At 61.1% G+C, this 18,827-nt stretch carries 15 protein-coding genes; 12 read left to right on the top strand and 3 right to left on the bottom strand.

The features are described 5' to 3' along the window. Positions 1-4: 4 nt before the first annotated feature. Complete coding sequence (locus RH858_RS05660; protein ID WP_259535681.1) at positions 5-526, bottom strand: carboxypeptidase regulatory-like domain-containing protein; 522 nt, start codon at positions 524-526, stop codon at positions 5-7. Positions 527-601: 75 nt separating this feature from the next. Here RH858_RS05660 and RH858_RS05655 point away from each other — a divergent pair, with 75 nt between their 5' ends. The 3 genes from RH858_RS05655 to RH858_RS05645 all read left to right on the top strand — a co-directional run bounded on the left by RH858_RS05655 (position 602) and on the right by RH858_RS05645 (position 5,312). Then, positions 602-1,723, top strand: a complete 1,122-nt coding sequence (locus RH858_RS05655) for a DUF87 domain-containing protein (RefSeq protein WP_310561318.1) — start codon at positions 602-604, stop codon at positions 1,721-1,723. Positions 1,724-1,750: 27 nt separating this feature from the next. Continuing rightward, positions 1,751-2,116 (top strand): hypothetical protein, encoded by a 366-nt coding sequence (locus RH858_RS05650; RefSeq protein WP_259535685.1) that lies wholly within the window; start codon positions 1,751-1,753, stop codon positions 2,114-2,116. A 118-nt stretch (positions 2,117-2,234) separates the two neighbouring features. Further along, positions 2,235-5,312, top strand: coding sequence for an FAD-binding and (Fe-S)-binding domain-containing protein (locus RH858_RS05645; RefSeq protein WP_259535687.1), 3,078 nt, complete (start codon positions 2,235-2,237; stop codon positions 5,310-5,312). Positions 5,313-5,316: 4 nt separating this feature from the next. Here the strand turns inward: RH858_RS05645 and RH858_RS05640 are convergent, their stop codons facing one another. Continuing rightward, positions 5,317-6,363, bottom strand: a complete 1,047-nt coding sequence (locus RH858_RS05640; protein WP_259535689.1) for a CheF family chemotaxis protein — start codon at positions 6,361-6,363, stop codon at positions 5,317-5,319. A 134-nt stretch (positions 6,364-6,497) separates the two neighbouring features. Between RH858_RS05640 and RH858_RS05635 the strand changes: the two genes are divergently transcribed. The 5 genes from RH858_RS05635 (at position 6,498) to RH858_RS05615 (ending at position 9,823) form a co-directional block, all read left to right on the top strand. After that, positions 6,498-7,661, top strand: a complete 1,164-nt coding sequence (locus RH858_RS05635) for a hybrid sensor histidine kinase/response regulator (RefSeq protein WP_310561317.1) — start codon at positions 6,498-6,500, stop codon at positions 7,659-7,661. Continuing rightward, positions 7,582-8,148 (top strand): fructosamine kinase family protein, encoded by a 567-nt coding sequence (locus RH858_RS05630; RefSeq protein ID WP_310561316.1) that lies wholly within the window; start codon positions 7,582-7,584, stop codon positions 8,146-8,148. Before RH858_RS05635 ends, RH858_RS05630 begins: the two co-directional genes overlap by 80 nt. A 196-nt stretch (positions 8,149-8,344) precedes the next feature. Then, entirely contained in the window at positions 8,345-8,989 is a 645-nt protein-coding gene (locus RH858_RS05625) for an ATP-binding protein (protein ID WP_310561315.1), read from the top strand. Positions 8,990-9,203: 214 nt separating this feature from the next. After that, entirely contained in the window at positions 9,204-9,434 is a 231-nt protein-coding gene (locus RH858_RS05620; RefSeq protein WP_259535699.1) for a hypothetical protein, read from the top strand. Beyond that, a complete protein-coding gene (locus RH858_RS05615) occupies positions 9,431-9,823 on the top strand; it encodes a PIN domain-containing protein (protein ID WP_259535701.1) in 393 nt (130 codons plus the stop codon). Before RH858_RS05620 ends, RH858_RS05615 begins: the two co-directional genes overlap by 4 nt. A 277-nt stretch (positions 9,824-10,100) precedes the next feature. Here RH858_RS05615 and RH858_RS05610 read toward each other — a convergent pair whose 3' ends face one another. Continuing rightward, positions 10,101-12,008: a bacterio-opsin activator domain-containing protein gene (locus RH858_RS05610; RefSeq protein ID WP_310561314.1), complete on the bottom strand. Its 1,908-nt coding sequence runs from the start codon at positions 12,006-12,008 to the stop codon at positions 10,101-10,103. A gap of 322 nt (positions 12,009-12,330) precedes the next feature. Here RH858_RS05610 and RH858_RS05605 point away from each other — a divergent pair, with 322 nt between their 5' ends. Genes RH858_RS05605 through RH858_RS05590 form a run of 4 tightly spaced genes read left to right on the top strand, consistent with a single transcriptional unit; the run spans position 12,331 to position 18,485 of the window. Continuing rightward, positions 12,331-13,335, top strand: a complete 1,005-nt coding sequence (locus RH858_RS05605; RefSeq protein ID WP_259535705.1) for a 4Fe-4S dicluster domain-containing protein — start codon at positions 12,331-12,333, stop codon at positions 13,333-13,335. 2 nt (positions 13,336-13,337) lie between these two features. Next, positions 13,338-14,594 carry an NrfD/PsrC family molybdoenzyme membrane anchor subunit gene (gene nrfD, locus RH858_RS05600; protein WP_259535707.1) on the top strand — a complete coding sequence of 419 codons (1,257 nt, stop codon included), beginning with the start codon at positions 13,338-13,340 and terminating at the stop codon, positions 14,592-14,594. Further along, the gene (locus RH858_RS05595) at positions 14,587-17,844 is read left to right on the top strand and encodes a molybdopterin-dependent oxidoreductase (RefSeq protein ID WP_259535709.1); all 3,258 of its coding nucleotides are present in this window, start codon (positions 14,587-14,589) and stop codon (positions 17,842-17,844) included. The genes nrfD and RH858_RS05595 overlap by 8 nt, the downstream gene beginning before the upstream one ends. Beyond that, positions 17,841-18,485, top strand: a complete 645-nt coding sequence (locus tag RH858_RS05590) for a molecular chaperone TorD family protein (protein ID WP_259535711.1) — start codon at positions 17,841-17,843, stop codon at positions 18,483-18,485. The genes RH858_RS05595 and RH858_RS05590 overlap by 4 nt, the downstream gene beginning before the upstream one ends. The last annotated feature ends 342 nt before the right edge of the window (positions 18,486-18,827 follow it).

Below are 18,827 nucleotides of genomic sequence, written 5' to 3'. Positions count from 1 at the left end.
CAAATCACTCTGCGATCACGAGTATCTCCGTGTTGGAACGCTCGTCGGCGTAGTTCGATCCGGCGGGGGGTTTGATGTCGATCGTCAACGTTCCGTCGGGCTGGTTCGCCCGGAGTTCGGGATCGACTTCCACGGTCGCAACCCCATTTTCGTCCGTTTCGGCGTATGCGACGCCGTCGTGTTGGGCAGTCCCACCTCGGATTACCACCGTCGCGTCTGCGACTGGCGTTCCTTCGGGATCGATCACGGTCACCTCGATCGACTGCTCGCCCGGCGTGACGATCTCCGGCTCTGGTTGTGCGTCGAGTTCGGTGACTGCCAGTCCCTCTATCCCCGAGAGCATCCCCATCATGACGCTGAGCGAGGCGACGCCGACCACGAGCGCGATGACCAGTCGGACGGGTAACCCCTCGATCGCGCGCCGGTCCGCCAGAAACTGTCGGCCAGACTGTTCGTCGACACAGTGTCTGTCGGGGGTTCCGAGGGTGGATGAGCGCCGAGTCGGTGATGGATCCTGATCGGACATGACCCGTGATGGGTCCGGTTTCGTATTTGAAACCCCGGGCGGACACTTATATACAACTGCGCGACACACCTCCCCGTGCACGTTCTCGGACGTGACGGCGAAGAGAGCTCTCGCCCACGCGGCGGTGAAGAGAGCTCTCGCCCACGCGGCGGTGAAGAGAGTCCTCGGCCGACGGTGACACTCGGGCGATTCCTGGCCAGGGACGGGAGCACCGGTGCACCCGTCGAATTCGACATCGACACCCCCCATGCCGGTCTCGTCGTCGGAAAGCGGGGGAGTGGGAAGTCGTACACGCTCGGCGTGCTGGCGGAGGCGCTCGCGGAGACGCCGGGGGTGACGCCGATCGTTGCCGATCCGATGGGCGCCTTCCAGGGGTTGGCCGACGGTGCGACGGCCGATGTTCGGGCGAGGTTCGTTTCCGAGCCTCGAGTCCCGGCGGATTCGCTCCCGCCGCAAATCTGGCCGAAGCTGTTCGGGATCGGCCCGACCTCGGCGGCCGGGAGCCTGCTGTGGCGTGTCGCCGAGCAGCGATCCACGCTGGCGGACATGCTCGCGTCTGTCGACGGGGAAGCCGATCGAATCGCGGTCGATGCGCGCCCCGAAACCCGGCGTGCGGTTCGAAACTACCTCCGGCTCGCGGAGTCGTGGGGTGTGTTCGATCCCGACGGGCTGTCTCCGTCGGCGCTGCTGTCGTCGGATGCGACGGTTCTCGACCTGTCGGGGACGTCCGCCGCTCCGCTGGGGGTTCTCCTCCGGACGATCGCGACGGGACTGTACGAGACCTGTCTCGCGAGTCGCCCAGACCGGCTGCCGTGGCTCCTTCTGGACGAGGCACACGTCGCGTTCGACGGGATCGCCGGCCCGGCTCTGGAGACCCTTTCGACCCGCGGACGTACCCCGGGAGTGAGCTTCGTCGCCGCCACCCAGCGTCCGGGGACGTTGCCGTCCACCGTCGTTTCACAGGCGGACGTGATGATCGCACACGAACTCACCGCCGAGGACGACCTCGCGGCGTTGTCGGCTGCAGCTCCGACGTACCTCGCGGTCGACGTTCGGGAGAAACTCCCTCGAACGACCGGCACCGCGCTGGTGATCGACGACGCGACCGGAGGTGTCCACACCGTCTCGATCCGGAGACGACGGACCTCCCACAGAGGTGGCTCTCCCCGGGTGAGCGATTCCGAAGGCGACAGGTAAAGAAGGATCGCACACGTACTGAAGTCGATGAGTGAGCGGACACACGACCGATCGGACGTCCCGCCGGACGACCCGTCGGACGGCTCATCGGATATCCCGACCGACGGGTCGACGACCGCTGGAGACGAGTTCGTGGCTCCCGAGGAGTCGTCGCCGTCGCTTGAAGACCTCACGCTTCCCGAACGCGTACTGCTTGCGGCAATCCAGGATCCGGTTCGCGGGTTCGTCGTCGTCGCTCTGCTCCTGTTTGCGGTGTCGTTTCTGATCGCGCTCGCGTTCGTTTATCCGTTGGTCGCAGCCGGGTTCTTCCTGTTTTCCGCGATCGTTCTGCTCGCGTTCGTCGGATACGGGGTTCGACAGCTTCGGACTCGTGAAACCGAACGCAGTGACTGAGTCGAAGACTACCAACCACCCGGTTTGCGACGGCACTCCTTCTGTATTCCGCTCGAAAACACCGGCCAAGGGCCCCGGGTAGCAAAGACCTTATGACTACAATAATCGATCATTCACTATGGCCGTGGACGACACACAGACGAAGGCCGGCGATCGTGCATCATCCGGGACAGAGTGGGACGATCTCGATACGTCGTCAGCGGCGCTCGGGCACGACCGACCTGACGTGCCGGCGTACCGGAGGTTGGCGTCTGATCTCCGGGATCGGGTAGCCGGTGACGTCGCGTTCGACGAGTACGCACAGGTCCTGTACGCGAGCGACGGGAGTATCTACGAGGCGCGCCCCGCCGGGGTCGTCGTTCCGAAGTCGATCGACGACGTGCAGATTACTCTCGAAGTCGCCGCCGAACACGAGGTTCCTGTCCTTCCGCGTGGCGCTGGATCGTCTCTCGGCGGACAGACGGTCGGACCGGGCTGTGTCGTTCTGGATTTCACCCAGTACATGGACGAGATCGTGGAGATCGATCCCGAGAACCGACGCGCTGTCGTCGAGGCAGGCGTCGTTCAGGATCGCCTCGACGACAGGCTGGACGCACACGGACTGAAGTTCGCGCCGGACCCTGCCTCTTCGGGCCGGGCGACCGTCGTCGGTGGGATCGGAAACAACTCGACGGGTGCTCACTCCGTGCGGTACGGCATCACCGACGCCTACACGGAGGAACTAGACGTCGTTCTCGCCGACGGCTCCCTGATCCACACTCGGGAGGTGGTGCTCGACTCCCCCGAGTGGGAGGGGGTCACCGACGGCGAGGATCTCGAGGCCGAACTGTACCGAACGGTGCGTCGGGAAGTCGAGGAGAACCGCGAGGAGATCGACGCACGGTACCCGGATCTGAAACGGTGCGTCTCCGGATACAACCTCAACAAGGTGATCTACGAGAACGACGACGGGGAGGAGGTCATCAACCTATCGAAGCTGTTCGTCGGGTCGGAGGGAACGCTTGGAGTGATTGTCCGCGCGGAGGTGTCGCTGGTCACTCGTCCGGAGGAGACCGCGCTCGCGCTCTACTGCTTCGACGACCTGGTGGACGCGATGAAAGCAGTCCCGGAGGCACTCGAGTTCCCAGTGAGTGCGGTCGAACTGATGGATCAGGAGGTGTTCCGTCTCGCGAGCGAGTCCGAGGAGTTCGCACAGTACGCCGAGCCGATCCCGGAAGGGGCAACCGCCGCGCTCATGCTGGAGTGGGATTCGGAACTCGTCGACGACTTCGAGGCGGCGGTCGCCGACACTACCGCCCACTTCGTCGATGAGGGGGACGCCTTCGACGTCCTCGAGGCGTACACCGACGAGGAGCAGGGCAAACTGTGGAAGCTCCGGAAGGCGGCGATCCCGCTTTTGATGAGTCTCGAAGGGGATCCGAAGCCGTACCCGTTCATCGAAGACGCCACCGTCCCGCCGGCGGAGCTCGCGGAGTACGTCCAGGGGTTCCAGGAGATCCTCGAGGACCACGGTACCTCGGCGGCGTACTTCGCTCACGCCGGCTCCGGAACACTCCACATTCGACCGATTCTCAACCTCAAGGAGGAGGCGGGCGTCGAGAAGATGCACTCCATTGCCGACGACGTCACCGACCTCGTGCTGGAGCACAACGGAGCGTTCTCGGGCGAACACGGCGACGGCCTCGCCCGGACGGAGTTCAACCCCAAGATGTACGGGGAGGAGCTGTGGACGGCGTTCCAGGAGGTCAAAAGCGCCGCCGATCCCGAGTGGCGGATGAATCCCGGCAAGGTAGTGTACGTCGACGACGAAACTGCCACGGAGCGTGGCTATCCGGACTCGGCGGCGTCGACGGACATGCGGGAGGACCTCAGGTATGGGCCAGAATACAGGAGCCTAGAGCCGCAGACGACGCTGGACTTCGAGGACGACGGCGGCTTTTCACACCTCGTCGAGTTGTGCAACGGCTGTGGGACCTGCCGCGAGACCGAATCGGACGTGATGTGTCCGACATACCGCGCTTCCAGAGAAGAGATCCAGTCAACCCGCGGACGGGCGAACCTGCTTCGGGCGGCGATCTCCGGGGAACTCTCCGAAGAGGAGATCCACTCCGATAGGTTCCAGGAGGAGGTGCTCAAGCTCTGTATCGGCTGCAAGGGATGTAAAAGCGACTGCCCGACCGGCGTCGACATGGCGAAACTGAAGACCGAGCTGAAACACCAGCACCACGAACAGGACGGCTCCGATCTCCGCGAGCGGCTGTTCCGTGACATCGACAGGTGGTCCCAGCTGGGAAGTCAGTTTGCACCACTCGTGAACCTGGGACAGAAGCTTCCGGGATCCCGGAGGGTCCTGTCGAAAGCGCTCGGCATCGCCCCCGACCGCGAGCTGCCGACGTTCAAAAGCGAAAGCCTCGAGGACTGGTTCGAATCCCGCGGCGGCTGTCGCGTGCCGGAGTCGGAAGCGACCGATCGCGTCGTCCTGTTCCCGGACACGTACACCAACTACAGCGCTCCGTCGGCCGGAAAGGCCGCAGTCGAGGTACTCGAGACCGCCGGCGTTCACGTCGAAATGCCCGACGGGCTCTCGGCATCCGGGCGGGCGGCGTTCTCGCAGGGATTCCTCGATGAGGTGTGCGAGCGGGCGGAAACCAACGTGAATCGACTCGCCCCGTACGTCGAGGACAGCCGATCGGTGGTTTTCACCGAGCCCTCCGACGCCGTGATGTTCCAGGACGAGTACCTCGATCTGCTTTCCGGCCCCGAAGTCGAGGCGGTCTCGGCCGCCTCGTATGGCGTCCTCGAGTATCTGGATGTCGCGCGGATCGACGAACGGCTCTCCTTCGACGCGCCCGACGAGCATCTCACCTACCACGGTCACTGCAACCAGAAGGCGACGAACAAGGACCACCACGCGGTGGGCGTCCTGCGCCGCGCCGGCTACGAAGTGGACCCGCTCGACTCCGGGTGCTGTGGGATGGCAGGCTCTTTCGGCTACGAGAAGGAGCATTACGACCTCTCGAAGGCGATCGGACGGATCCTTTTCGGACAGGTCGAGGAGAGCCCGGGCGACGAGGTCACCGCGCCGGGCGCGTCGTGTCGCTCCCAACTCGGCGATCGGCCCGGGGCCGATCACCCGCCCCACCCGATCGAGAAGGTCGCCAGGGCGGCGACGGGGCCGGCCGAACCCGCGGACTGATCGGCTATCGAACCGCCTGGAGAACTCGTTCCGCGAGGATTTCGTACTGTTCGAGGCCGACGTCCTTTTCGACGTAGTCGGTGACGTCGTCCAGGATCGCCCGCTTTGCCACCTCCTCGCTCCCCTGGCCCGTATAAAGGATGAACGGAAGCTCCGGATAGCGCTCGCGGGCCTCCTTCAGGAACTCGATCCCGTCCATCCCCGGCATCTGGTAGTCGCTGACGATACAGTCGACTCCCGGATCACCGTCCGCCCCGTCCGAGAGGACGTCCAGTCCTCCTGCGGCGCTGGACACGGACGTGGTCGAAAACCGGTCGGACTGCTGTTTCAAGAACAGCTCCGCCATCTCCAGGTCGTGTGGATCATCGTCGACCAGGAGGAGTTCGATCGTTCCCTCCCGCTCCGAGGCGTATCCGATCGCGTCGGTCGACAGTAGATCCGCCCGGAGGTATCGTCCGAAGAGATTGAGACTCCGGAACGACGGCATGCTGACGCTCGTTTTGGTGACTCGCCCGTCGGTTTCGGCGTAGATGACGACGACCGGTTTCCGATCGTTCCCGTCGAAGATGTCTGCCGGCGTTTTGAACTCGGTGACGTCGTCCCTGCGGATGACGATCGGCTCGTCCTCGTCGCGTTCCAGCCGGATCGTGGAGGCAGTGACGACCAACCGGAACGCTCGGGATCGGGATTCCGATTCGCCGACGCTGTGGCGGTGCTTGGCGACGACTTCGGTCCCGTTTAGCAACTGCTGATAGAGGAGTCGCTGGAACTTGACCAGCGTCTCCACGTCGGCGCTAAGCGAGGCGGTGGCCCGGCGTCCCTCCGCCCGAAACGCGAGCGTGACGGTTCCGGTCGTGCCCGCGTCGGTTCGGGGCGAGACTCCCTGTACGATGTCGAAGACGTCCGAGAGGGGGATCGCCCGTTTCGTCCCGTCGGCGGCGAACCCGATCTTCTCGTCTGTCACGACGACCCGGGCTCGGCCGGCCGCCTCTTCCCCCCAGTTGCTCAGTTCGACATCGGCCCGGAAGTCCGCGACGATAGATCCTGTCAACGTAATCGGGACTCTACGACCGAGAATAATGAGTGTTTCTCCATTCGAGCCGAGAGACCAGCAACCGGACGGACGGTGCAAATCTGTCAGCGGAACCAAAAGTTATTGGAGACGGCTCCGCGTATCGGATCGATATGACTTCGCCGGTCCGCGTGTTGTACGTCGGAAACGACGGGGAGGGACGCTCCGTGGTCGAGAGGTCCCTCGAGGGAGTAGATTCGGAGATCGAAATCCGCGAGGAACCCGACGCGGAATCGGCGCTCTCTCGCCTGGAAGGTGGTACCGTCGACTGCGTCGTCAGCGCCTACCACCTGCCGGGCATCGACGGGATCGAGTTCCGTCGGGAACTGGACCGGCGATCCCCGGCAGCGTCCGTTCCGTTCGTCTTGCTCGTCGCTGACGGATCCGAGGGGATCGCCGCGGAGGCGCTCAACGCCGGTGTGACGGGGTACGTCCGACGGGACGCTCCGGGTTCAGTTCGTCGTCTCGAAGACTGTTTCCGACGCGAAGTCGACACCGCTCGGTCGACCGACGATCGCGACGCGGTAGAGCCCTTCGGCGACTGTCGCGCCCAACTCCAGTGGGAGCAGGAACGCATCGAAGAGATCAGGCGGGTCGTTTCCCACGACCTCCGGAGCCCGCTGAACGTCGCGAAGGGGTATCTCCAGCACGTGTCGGACGGAACTGGCAGTCTCGGCGAGAGTGACGGGAAACACGACGAGTCGATTCGGCGGGCGATCGCAGCACTGGATCGTCTCGAATCGTTTTTCGACGACCTGAACGCGCTCGTCCGGCAGGGGACGCCGGTCGAGAACGCCGAACATCTGGATCTGGCGTCGGTCGCCCGATCGGCCTGGGAGGAAACCGACGACTGGGCGAGGATCGACGAGGGCACCGAATCTCCGGGGGCAACCCTCCACACATCCGGGGGGCTCGCCGAACTGGAGGCCGTCGTTGCCGACCCCGAGCGCCTCCGTGGGCTGTTCCGGGAACTGTATCAAAATGCGATCGAACACGGCGATCCGCCGGTGACGATCGAGATCGGCGTACTCCCCGACGGATTTTACGTCGCGGACGACGGGACGGGGATCCCCGAAAACAGGCGGGATGACGTGCTTGAGGCGGGGGTGTCCGATCGCCGGAAACAGACGGGATTCGGGCTGGCGGCGGTGCGACACATCGCGACCGCTCACGGGTGGGAACTGTCGGTCACAGAGAGTGCAACCGGTGGAGCACGCTTCGAGTTCCTGGGCGTTACCCGGGAGAGAAAAAGGGACGGTCCCGGAGAACCGAGGTGAAAACATAGGTTCTCACGATCTCGCGATCGACGTCGACGGGCGCGAACTCGCTGCCGGCTGGATCGACGACACACCGGAGACGCGGTCGGCGATCGACGACGCCCTGGCCAATCGCGTCGAGGCTGCCGTCGATGTGGCCGCAGCTGCAATCGACCGGCCCGTCGATCCGGGGTTGATTCACGGCGACGTCTGGCGGACGAACCTGCTCGCGAGCGACGGTCAACTCGTCGCGTTCCTGGACCCGGCCTGCTACTACGCGGATCCGGAAATCGAACTCGCGTACGCGGACTGGACCGGGGCGTTCGGGGAGGCGTTCTTCGATCGATACGACGAGGTGCGCGGCATCGACCCGGGGTTCTTCGAGCGTCGCCGCTTCGTCTATCGGCTCTATCCGCTTTTGGTTCACGTCCACCTGTTCGGGGGCTCGTACGAGTCGGAGCTGGTAGAGACGCTCCAACGGATACACGGGATGGACGACCGGACGTGAGTTTTTAACCCGTTCGGCGGATAGGGTTCCCCGGCCGATGACGAGGCACCGTTCCGAACCGGCTGGCACCCGGTAGTGAGGAGCCCTATGAGTGCCGAGGCCACCGATTTACTGGTACCATAAGAATCCCGTGGAAGGTGAATAGCCCCCTATACTTCGTCATAAAAAATTTAGCTAAGGGCGAACAGGATAAACTATGCCTGATACCGTTACATCGGAGAACTGTGAAGTTGGATTGGATGTTGAAGGACATTTTACTGGTTTAGCAAAGCAGTCAATGAAGTTTCACAATGCAATCGCAGAATTAATTGCTAATAGTATTAGTGCCAATATTAAAGATGGAGAATACTTTTCTAAAGATGATGTAGATGAAAGTTTCCGAATACAAATAACAATTACCAGACATCAAGATCGGGTTGAGGTCATAGTGGCAGACTCTGGGGAAGGTATGTCGCCAGAAATGCTCCGGAAAGATATCTGGACCTCGGGGAATACCGATAATGCTGATGGGGTATTAAACGAACATGGATTTGGTCTTAAAAACGCTCTTAGTTTTCTAACTCGTAATCAGGGCGATCCTCCATTTGTTATCATTTCAAGAGACAACGACAACTATGGAGATCGAGAGTATGGAAAGGTAGAAGGCCCGATTAGTCGGAATATGACGAGAGATATTGGTGAGTACCGAAAACTCTGGAATAAAGGTGCAGAAACTTTAGTAGCTCGGGATATTGGCGATAATGCCGACGCTATGATAGATCGTTGGAATGACCGAACAGATGAAAACGATAATGAATATGTGATTGAGTTCCAGCAGCTATCTGAGTATGACTTAGATTAATAGTACCAGTACATCGTCGGGGTTCGAGTGCAGAGGCCGCCATTTTTGACGGGAGACGTCATCTCTAAGCGGCTCTGTGGATGGCCACGGTAGACATAGGCCCCAGGCAGAGTCAACAACCACTACACCGAGCCGGACGCGTGCGACCGACAGCAAGAGCACTCCCGAACCACGGCCGAAGATTGATGAGTGCGTATATCCGAGTATACGGTATATGAGCAAATCGGTTCGTCTCTCCGAGGAGTTCCACGAGTTCGTGAAGGCTCACAAGCGCGAAAACGAAACGATGGAAGAGACGCTCCGCCGGCTCATCGGGGGACCGCATCCCGAGGACGTCGCCGGAATACTCTCGTCAGAAACGGCGACGGAAATGCGAAATCGGCTCGAAAACAAGCGCAAGACCGATGCCGAAGCAAAGCACAGGCTCCGGGAGCGGTTCGAGTGATCCTCGATACGTCGTTTCTGATCGACCTCTTCGACGGTCGCGAGGAGGCCTTCGAGAAAGGCGTCGAACTCTCCGAGACGAAGACCGTTCAGCGGGTTCCATCACCGGTCGTCATGGAGCTTTCGTACGGTGCCGAGTTCGGCGATGAAAACGAACGCAGGAACGTCAGGAACGCGCTGCGGATGTATCCGGTGGTCGAACAGACCGAGACGATCGCTCATCGCGCCGGACAGTTGCTCGCGCAGGCCGACCAGCAGGCGGAGGGTGAAAGCGGCATCGACAAAGTCGATCCGATGGTTGCAGCAGTCTCGGACATCTACGACGAACCCGTCCTCACAGCGAATATCGAGCACTTCGGCAGGCTCGGTGTCCAAGTGGAGTCGTACTGAACTGTGGATAGATTGTGAGTCGTGAGTGCCGAGGCCGCTATTTTGACACGTAGCGAGCGGGGGAGGATGTCAAGACGCAGACCTGGTACGGCGAGCGAATTTCCCTCGACGAGGACGACTACCGTCACCGAACGGCCCTCCGAGATAGTTCGATCGTTCCACACGCCGTTGCCCCACTCAAACCGACGTTGATGACCGACTACGTTTGCAGAGTTCCTGACGAACCGCTCGATCGAACAGTGGAAACACTCACCGAGTACCTCTGAACGGTTCGAACTCACGCACGCATTCGGTGCCGGCCGACGCCATCATCCGTTTGGAAAAACGCCGAATAGAACTTCTGTTGTCCTGCTCGGAGATGTTGAAGGTACGTCGATTGGGTCACACCCATTCGTTCTGCGAGATCTTCACCACTGGAGTTGCGGGGCCATTCGAAGTAGCCGCCGAAGTACGCCATCTGCACGGCCTCGAACTGTCTCTCCGTGAGTGATTCTTCGATCGTCGCACGGAACTGTCCTCGCGTGTCGGGTTCCCTGTCCTGTTCGTGTTGCCCGACGAGAGCGACTCCCGGGTGCCTTTCGAACACTGCTTCGACGACGGCCCGGACGTCGGCCCCGCTTGAGAGTTCGACGACGAGGTTACCCCCCTGATCGTCGGCAGTCATTGTCCGCACGATTCCGCCATACTCCGTGATCGTCGCCACGATAGACGTCTCGGGAGCAGTAACTTCGATGAGACACCCGTCATCCATTTCCTGGACTATTTCGATTTCGTCGAACGTCTCGGCTGCAGACTCCGCAGCGGTCGCTGCTGGAACGCCATCGAGTCGGATGTATTCGACGAGAGATCCATCGGCACGCGTCGAAACCCGTTCGAGTTCGAGATCACTGTCTAGTGTGGTGGCCAGCGAAACCAGCGGTTCGTCGTCCGGGCCGAGTTCGAACGCGAGCATGGTCACCCGGTCGCTCACGAGCGATTGCTTGCTCTCGGCAGCGTTGAGCGAGTACGCGATCGTCTCGCCGACTTCGTTCAACACGGTAATTTCGAGGTCGTCTGCGGCCTCGGACTCACTGGCATGGACCACGAGCGCCCCATACTGTGCGTCGCGATACGTGAGCGGAATCGCGATCGTGACCGCCGCGTCGATGCACGTGTAACACACACAGCCATCCGCGGTGTCGTCGCCGTCACTTACGGTCGGGGTGTCGTCGGTGGCCCGGGAAATCTGGGTCGTGTTCGTCGAGAGTGCCCGATCGACTACAGTTTCGTGGTCTGCGTCGTTGATCGCGGCGACGATCGTCTCGAGATCAGAATTGTCGAGGCCGACGCCTGTTCGCGCTCGAACGGTATCCGTCACCATGTTTCGTGTCGCAAACCACGCCGACTCGTACGGGGCCGCACCGGCGAACTGTTCGCAGGCCACCGTCTCTATCTCTTGTGGAGTGTCGGCCTGGACGAGTTCTCGGTTGACGTCTCTGATAACTTCGTTCGTCGTGTTCAACAACTCGAGACGTCTATTCTGTTTGTTGATCCGCAGTTCCCGCTTCTTGCGCTCGGTCACGTCGGTATCGACCGCGACGAACTGTTCGATGTCGCCGGTCCCGCTCGCGATCGGGGCGATCGTCATGTCTACCCAGCAGAGAGTGCCGTCCTTCCGCTCGTTTACGATCTCGCTTTTCCAGGTCTCTCCCGAGGTAATCGTCTTCCACATGGTCTCGTAAAATTCGTCGCTGTGCTCTCCCGATTTCCACAGCCGCGGGTTCTCCCCGACGGCCTCCGACGGTTTGTAGCCTGTCACGTCTTCAACGGCAGGATTGGCGTACTCGATGGTTCCGTCGGGATCCGTGAGAAAGATCGCGTGTCCGGCGTGCTCTACTGCCTCGCGAAAACTCCGGAGGCGGTCGTTGGCCGCTTTCAGCTCTTCCTTGATACGGGTTTCTTCCTCCACGTACTGGGAGAGGTAGTGGACTGTTGCCAGTGCCAGAAAACTCACTACGAGTCCGGGTAATTCGTCGAAACCGGTACCACCTGCGGCGATCAGTGTCCACAGTTGTCGGGATGCCATCAGCGCAAGCATCACCGTCAGGAAGCCAAACCTGCGGTCACCACTCTGATAGAGCAATACGACCGAGTACGCGACTCCGACCAGTCGCACCAGTATCGAAATGAGCAGGATTACACTCACGGTCCCCACCCCGGACTATCGGATCGTTCGCTCGAAGCCTCCATAGGCGCCCTACGGATCGACGGCTAAAGTGGGGCAAAGTAGTTCTCAGAGGGTGAGAACACTGGTTTTTGGGGCTGTAGAGTGGGATTTTACCACTTTAGCAGATTATGGGAGGTCAACAGCAGGAAGAACCAAACAGTATCGGTATTCCATCTATATGCGTTGCAAATCGCTGTGGCTCCGCCCAAGAGTATCGGTAGAACGCTCAGGCCCCTGGGGTTCCTCTCTTAATCCGTATGACGTCCAGACAGCATTCGACGCGATCGCCTGGTGGTCGACCATGAGCGACGCCGGCGACGCAATACCGTCAGTCCCGGATTCACAGCAACTCGACGGAGGGGTCCAAGCAGAGTCAAACTCTGTCCTCGATGATTCCCCCTACGAGACTGGCCTGGGGCTGGAGATGGCCGAAGACGCACGGCGAGTGAGCACCGGCGAACTGTCGAGTGAGGAGTTCTGGCAACGCTACGATGGTGCTGCAGCCGACGTGTTCGGCGACGCGTACCGGGAGACGCCGAATCCGGCAGTCGACCGGATCGAACAGACGATAGACGACCGGACTGCCGAATCCCTCGACTGTGAAGCCGGATCGATGGAAGAGGTAGCAGGATGTGAGGTGGCATCAGTTCCAGACGGTTCAGAGACGGGTGCGGAGGAAGTCACGTGGGGGATGGTCATCGACTTGCAGAAGTGCGTCGGTTGTGAGTCCTGTACAGTCGCGTGCAAGGCGGAGAATCGGACACCACCCGGCGTCTCGTACAACGTCGTCCTCGAGCGGGAGCGTGGCGAGTATCCGAACGTCTCACGAACGAATCTCCCGCGCCCGTGCATGCAGTGCGAGAGACCGCCCTGTGTCCAGGTGTGCCCAGTCAGTGCGACGTACAGGATGGACAACGGCATCGTGAACCTCGACTACGAACGATGTATCGGTTGTCGGTACTGTATGATCGCGTGCCCGTACGAAGCACGCTACTTCGACTTCGGCGAGAACTACGAGGACGAGTTCCTAGAGAACGGCGAAATAACGAGCCCGGAGTATGGGGTCGATCGTGGTCCACGGGACGATAGCTCACCTGTTGGCAACGTCAGAAAGTGTAACTTCTGTCACCATCGTCTGCAACGCGGCGAGGAACCGGCCTGTGTCGAGACTTGTGTCGGGGATGCCCGATACATGGGTAATCTCGATAACACGGACAGCGAGGTGAATCGGATGGCCGCCTCCCCGCGGGCGTTTCAGCTGAAAGAGAAGGAAGGGACCGATCCGAACGTCTACTACCTCAAATAACGATGGCAACGAATACACACTCGGCAGTCGGCGTCCGGTGGAACCGTCTCAGGGTAGTTTGGTATGCGCTGCTCGTCGCCTTGCTCGTGGCCGGTGCGTACGGTGGGTACCTCCGAATTACCGAGGGCCTCCAGTCGACGAACCTCTCGAGCTCGGTCCCGTGGGGTGCGTGGGTCGCGTTTTACATCTACTTCGTCGGCCTCTCGGCGGGGGCGTTTCTGGTAAGCACGCTCTCGAACGTGTTCGGTGTCGAGCGACTGCACGAGATCGAACGGGAGGCGCTTTTCGTTGCGATTATTTCGATGATCGTCGCACTCCTGTTCGTTCTCGTCGATCTCGGACAGATGGGTCGTCTCTGGCACCCCTTCGTCTGGCGGCAGCCGCTCTCTGTTCTCTCCTGGGAAGTACACGCCTACGTGCTGTATATTACAGTTCTCTGTGGGGAACTGTACTTCTCTATGCGCGGTGATCTCGTCGAGAAACGTGACGAGGGCGGCCTGCGAGGAAAACTCGCCGGGATTCTCACGCTCGGTCGCCGGGGCCGAAGCGAGCAGGCACTGGAGACAGATCGCCGCTGGCTCAAGCGACTCGGACTGATCGGAATCCCACTTGCGGTCGTCTTCGTACACGGCGGAACCGGGAACCTCTATGCCGTCGCGGCAACCCGGGAATACTGGTTCAGCGCGCTGTTTCCCGTGATATTCATCACGTCGGCGGTGGTGAGCGGTATGGCACTGATCGCGCTGATCTACGTTGTACGCACATCCCTGACCGAACGGGAGTTCGATTACGACCTGTTGAACCTGATGGGACTACTCCTCGTCGGCTTTATTCTGATTGACGCCTCGCTGAAGATACTCGAAGCGTTCGTCGGACTCTACAGCCTCCACTCCGGTGAAATGGCGACCTGGATGACGATCATGACCGGTGAGATGTGGTGGTCCTTCTGGTTCGTGATGGTCGGAATGGGCTGGGTCGTTCCGCTCGCGTTGTTGCACCGGGAACGCTGGCGGATACAGCCGCGATTCGTCGGTCTCGCAGGCGCGAGTGCGGTCCTCGGAATCATCGGGACGAGATTCAACATCGTCGTTCCCGCACAGGTACAGCCTTCCCTCGATGGGCTCTTCGGTGGGTTCTATCTCCCGTCGACCCCCGAGTTGCTTCTCTCGATTGGCCTCATTGCGCTCGGCGCAGTCATCTACACGATCGGCATAGAACTACTTCCGCTTGTTCCAGAGGACGGTGAAACCCATGACTGATCCGAACACAACAGACGACGGTATCGAACGGCGTGACTTCATGAAGGCAGTTGGCGGTATCGGCGCGGTGTCCGCTGCCAGCGGCCTCGCGAGCATCGGGCTCGACCTCGAGGAACTGCTGAGCGGCGACGGTAACGGAATCGGCACCGAGTACGACGAGTACGAAGCCTCGGACGTCCTGCATACGACCTGCGGGCAGTGTAACACGTTCTGTCCGATACAGGTCAGACTCGCAGACGACAGTGGAGCCGGCGGATACAGTTCGCTCGTGCGCAAGCTCGCGGGCAACCCGTACTCGTTTTTGAACACGCAGCCGTACGCCCAGGTCCCCTACGAGAGCGATCTCGACGACGTGGCGACGGGCGATCTGCAGGGAACCGGCGACGTCGACGTGAGTGGATGGTCGCTGTCGGGCGGACGGATCTGTCTGAAAGGCCAGGCCGGGATCCAGACTGCCTTCGACAGCTACCGGGTCCGAAAACCGATAAAACGCGTCGGACCACGTGGCAACGACGAGTGGAAGACGATCTCCTGGGAGCAAGCGATCGAGGAGATCGTCGAAGGCGACGACGAACTCGGGCACGACGGGCTCCGCGACATGTGGGCGTTCGCACCCGAACAGGAAGTGATGGACGACTGGGAGGCCGTCCGGAACGACGAGATGAGCAAGGCGGCGTTCGACGAGAAATACGAGGACGTTCTCATCGATACCGATCACCCGGACCTCGGACCCAGGGCCAACCAGATCGTGGACGTCGGTGGCTTCCGGCGGGGCTTCATCCGGTCGCGTCTCTGGCACCAGGGACTCGGCTCGGTGAACAGTCTTCACCACGCCGGAACCTGTGGATTTTCCGGAGTCATCGGCTATCAGCGCTCACATCAGGGCGTAAAAAAGCGCCAGTATCCCGACATCGAGAACTGCGAGTATCTGTTGGTCTGGGGGACGAATCCGATGGTTGCGAACAAGGGACCCACCTGGCTCGCACCGAAGCTGACGAACGCGATCGAAGACGGGATGAAGATGGACGTCGTCGACCCTCGACTCTCGAAAACCGCAGAGAAAGCGGACGAGTGGGTTCCGATCCGCCCCGGTGCCGACGCCGCGCTCGCTCTCGGAATGGCACGGTGGATTCTCGAAAACGAACGCTACGACGAGACGTATCTCCGGAATCCGGACGAAGATGCAGCGGCGGTCGACGACGAACCGACCTGGAGCGACGCGACCCATCTCGTAGTTGTCGATAAAGCGGACGGACCGAAGGCACGCGCCGAGGATCTCGGGTTCGACAGTGACGACTTCCTCGTCGTCGATGCGGAGACTGACGACGTCGTGCCGGCAAGCGACGCCGAGGAAGGGGCCCTCGACGTCGATCGCATCGTCGATGGACAGCACGTAAAGAGCGCCTGGACGCTCTACCGGGAGCGAGTCTTCGAGTACACGCTCGACGAGTACGCCGAGATGACGGGGATCGACGCCGAACGGATGGTCGAACTCGCCGACGAATTCACCAGCCACGGCAAGCGTGCAGCGATCATGGCCTACCGCGGCCCCGCCAAGCACACGAACGGCTTTTACAACACCCGCGCTATCTCGACGCTCCAGCATCTCATCGGGAACTTCGACTGGAAAGGCGGCCAGATTACCCCCTACGCTGGCTACGCGACCATGAGTGGCCGGTACGAACTCGGGGACGTCCCCGACGGCTATTCCCCGTGGGGAATCCCGATGACGCGCGCCTCCGTAAATTACGAGGAGACGTCGCTGTTCGAGCGCGACGGTGGATATCCCGCCAAGCGCCCCTGGTTTCCGGTCATTCCGCCACACGCGGTCCAGGAACTGTACGCCAGTGCCCAAAACGAGTACCCCTATGCCGTCGAGGCACTGTTCATTCGCCCGTACTCGAACAACCACATCATGGCCTCTGCCGGCGGCGACAAGATCCCGGAGAACCTCAAAGACGAAGACAACATCGGACTGATAGTCGCGTCGGACACTGTCCTCGGAGAGATGAGTCGATATGCGGACTACGTATTGCCGGAGCCGACCTATCTCGAGCGGTGGGAGAACTTCGGAACCTACCCCAACAAGCGGTTGGCCGACGAGAAAATCAGCCAGCCGACGGTGTCGGTCATTCCCGACGCCCGTCCGTTCGAGGATGTTCTCATCGACATCTGGAAAGAACTCGATCTACCGGGCGTCGGAGAGAACGCGATCCGTGCTGCGGACGGCGAGCGATGGCCGTTGCACGCCTCGGAGGACTTCCACATCAAACTCGCGGCGAACATTGCGTACGACCGCGAGCCCGTACAGGACGCGAGTGACAGGGAATTCGAACTGTTCGAACGGGCACACGAGAAGGGACTCGGCGACGAGTTCGATCTCGAACGGTGGCAATCCACAGTGACAGACGAGGAGTGGGCCAAAGTCGTGACCGTCCTCAACCGTGGCGGACGGTTCGAAGATCCAATAGACGGCTACGAGGAGGCTTTTGCCGAGCACGGACACGACTACGATTACGCCGGCAGGCATCCGAATACGAACGCCTACGACGGCCAGCACATGCGATACAAGCTCGCGAACCGCGTGAATTTCTACGACGAGGTTGCACCGAACGGAAAACACGCGTACGACGGCGAACGGTTCGATCCGTTGCCCCGCGTCGAGGACGTCAAACACTACAACGGGACCGTACAGGTTCCGGTAACGAGTCTCGTCGAAAACGGGATGGAACCCGACCGGCCACTTCAACTCACGAACTGGAAGCCCCGAACCCAGGGGATGACCCGTACGATGGGTTCTCCCTGGCTCCGGGAGACAAAATCAGGGAATTCGCTGTGGATGAACCCCGATGATGCGGCGGAGCGTGGCATCGAGAACGGCGACACTGTGTGCATCGACGCTGGTCGGCGGACGGTTACTGCGACTGTCCGCGTCACGGGTGGGATCATGCCCGGCGTCGTCGGCGCTGCGTGGGGCTATGGGCGGGATGGTGGGGATACGACCGAGACGACGATAGACGACGAACGGCGGTCTGGCGCGACCGACGGATATGGCCACACGGGTTACAGGCCTGACACGCCGGACACGACCGGTGAGGGTCACGCGGATGGTCGCGATTGTGGCTTTGCAGTCAACCACATTGCGCCGCTCGATGAAGAACTCGGGGACGCCGGTCTGAGTGATCCGGTCGGCGGAAGCAACGCTCAGTACGCCACGTCCGTCGAAGTCGAGCCACAGGAGGACGGATGACGACCACCGAGCCGAGAGTCAGAACCGTCGCGGAGGCTCGCGCCGATCTCTACGAACTGCTCGCGGCGACGTTCGACGGAGAGATGGACGTCCTCGTGGCGGCGATTGAAACAGGCATCTTCGTCGATGTCGCCGCCACGCTGCCCGTCGATATCGACGCCTCGTCCCTCGAAGACGGGACGGTCGATCGTGAGAAGCTGGCAATCACCTACGACAACCTCTTCGTCGTGCCTGGGCCGCGATACGTCCCACCCTTTGCCTCCGCTCACACGACGGCACCGAGCGAATCTTTCGAGTCGGACTCCCCGTTTCACGATGAAGGGGAGGCCGGTGAGTTACTCGGAGATCCTGCAGCCACAATGTCCCGCCTCTATGCGCGCGCAGGCGTGTCGCCCGATCCGGGTGACTTTCCAGATCACGTCGCTACCCAGGTCGCGTTTCTCGCTGCACTCGAGCGTGCGAACGCCCGTCCTGGCGAGGAACGAGGTGAGGCACTCCAGGAGCTTTGGCAGGGGACAGTATCCAACCTCAGTTGGCTCGATTCGTTCCACAGATCCATCGAACGGGTCGACGACACTGGCGTGTTTACAGCACTGGCCGGTATACTGCGCACTGTCATAGCAGATACCTGTAACAACTGAACGGTGTCGCCGACCTTCGGGCGCCCTTAAAAGCGGGAGCGATCTGACGTGATTTTCGAGCGCAAGCCTCGCCCTTCACAGTAGTTGCCGAATCAATTCTCTGCTACTACGGTTTTTCAGATGGCCGCTGATTTCACTTATATACCAGATAACAGACTGTATAAGGACAGCTCTGGTCTCGAAGATCGGTGGCCTCGGGACACTCTGTTTTTGAGAGGTTCGGCAACTACTGTTTAGCGCGGGGAGGATGTCAAAGTCTTCCGACCAGCCAGAGTTGTCGAGGGCTCGCTTCGCTCGTCCTTCCACGTTCTTCGAAAACGACGGGACCGCCGAGGTCGCTGC

This window comes from Halalkaliarchaeum sp. AArc-GB (assembly GCF_031432225.1).
Taxonomy (GTDB): Archaea; Halobacteriota; Halobacteria; order Halobacteriales; family Haloferacaceae; genus Halalkaliarchaeum.
Note: the sequence above shows the minus strand (reverse complement) of the source record. Positions and strands in the feature narration are given on the sequence as shown.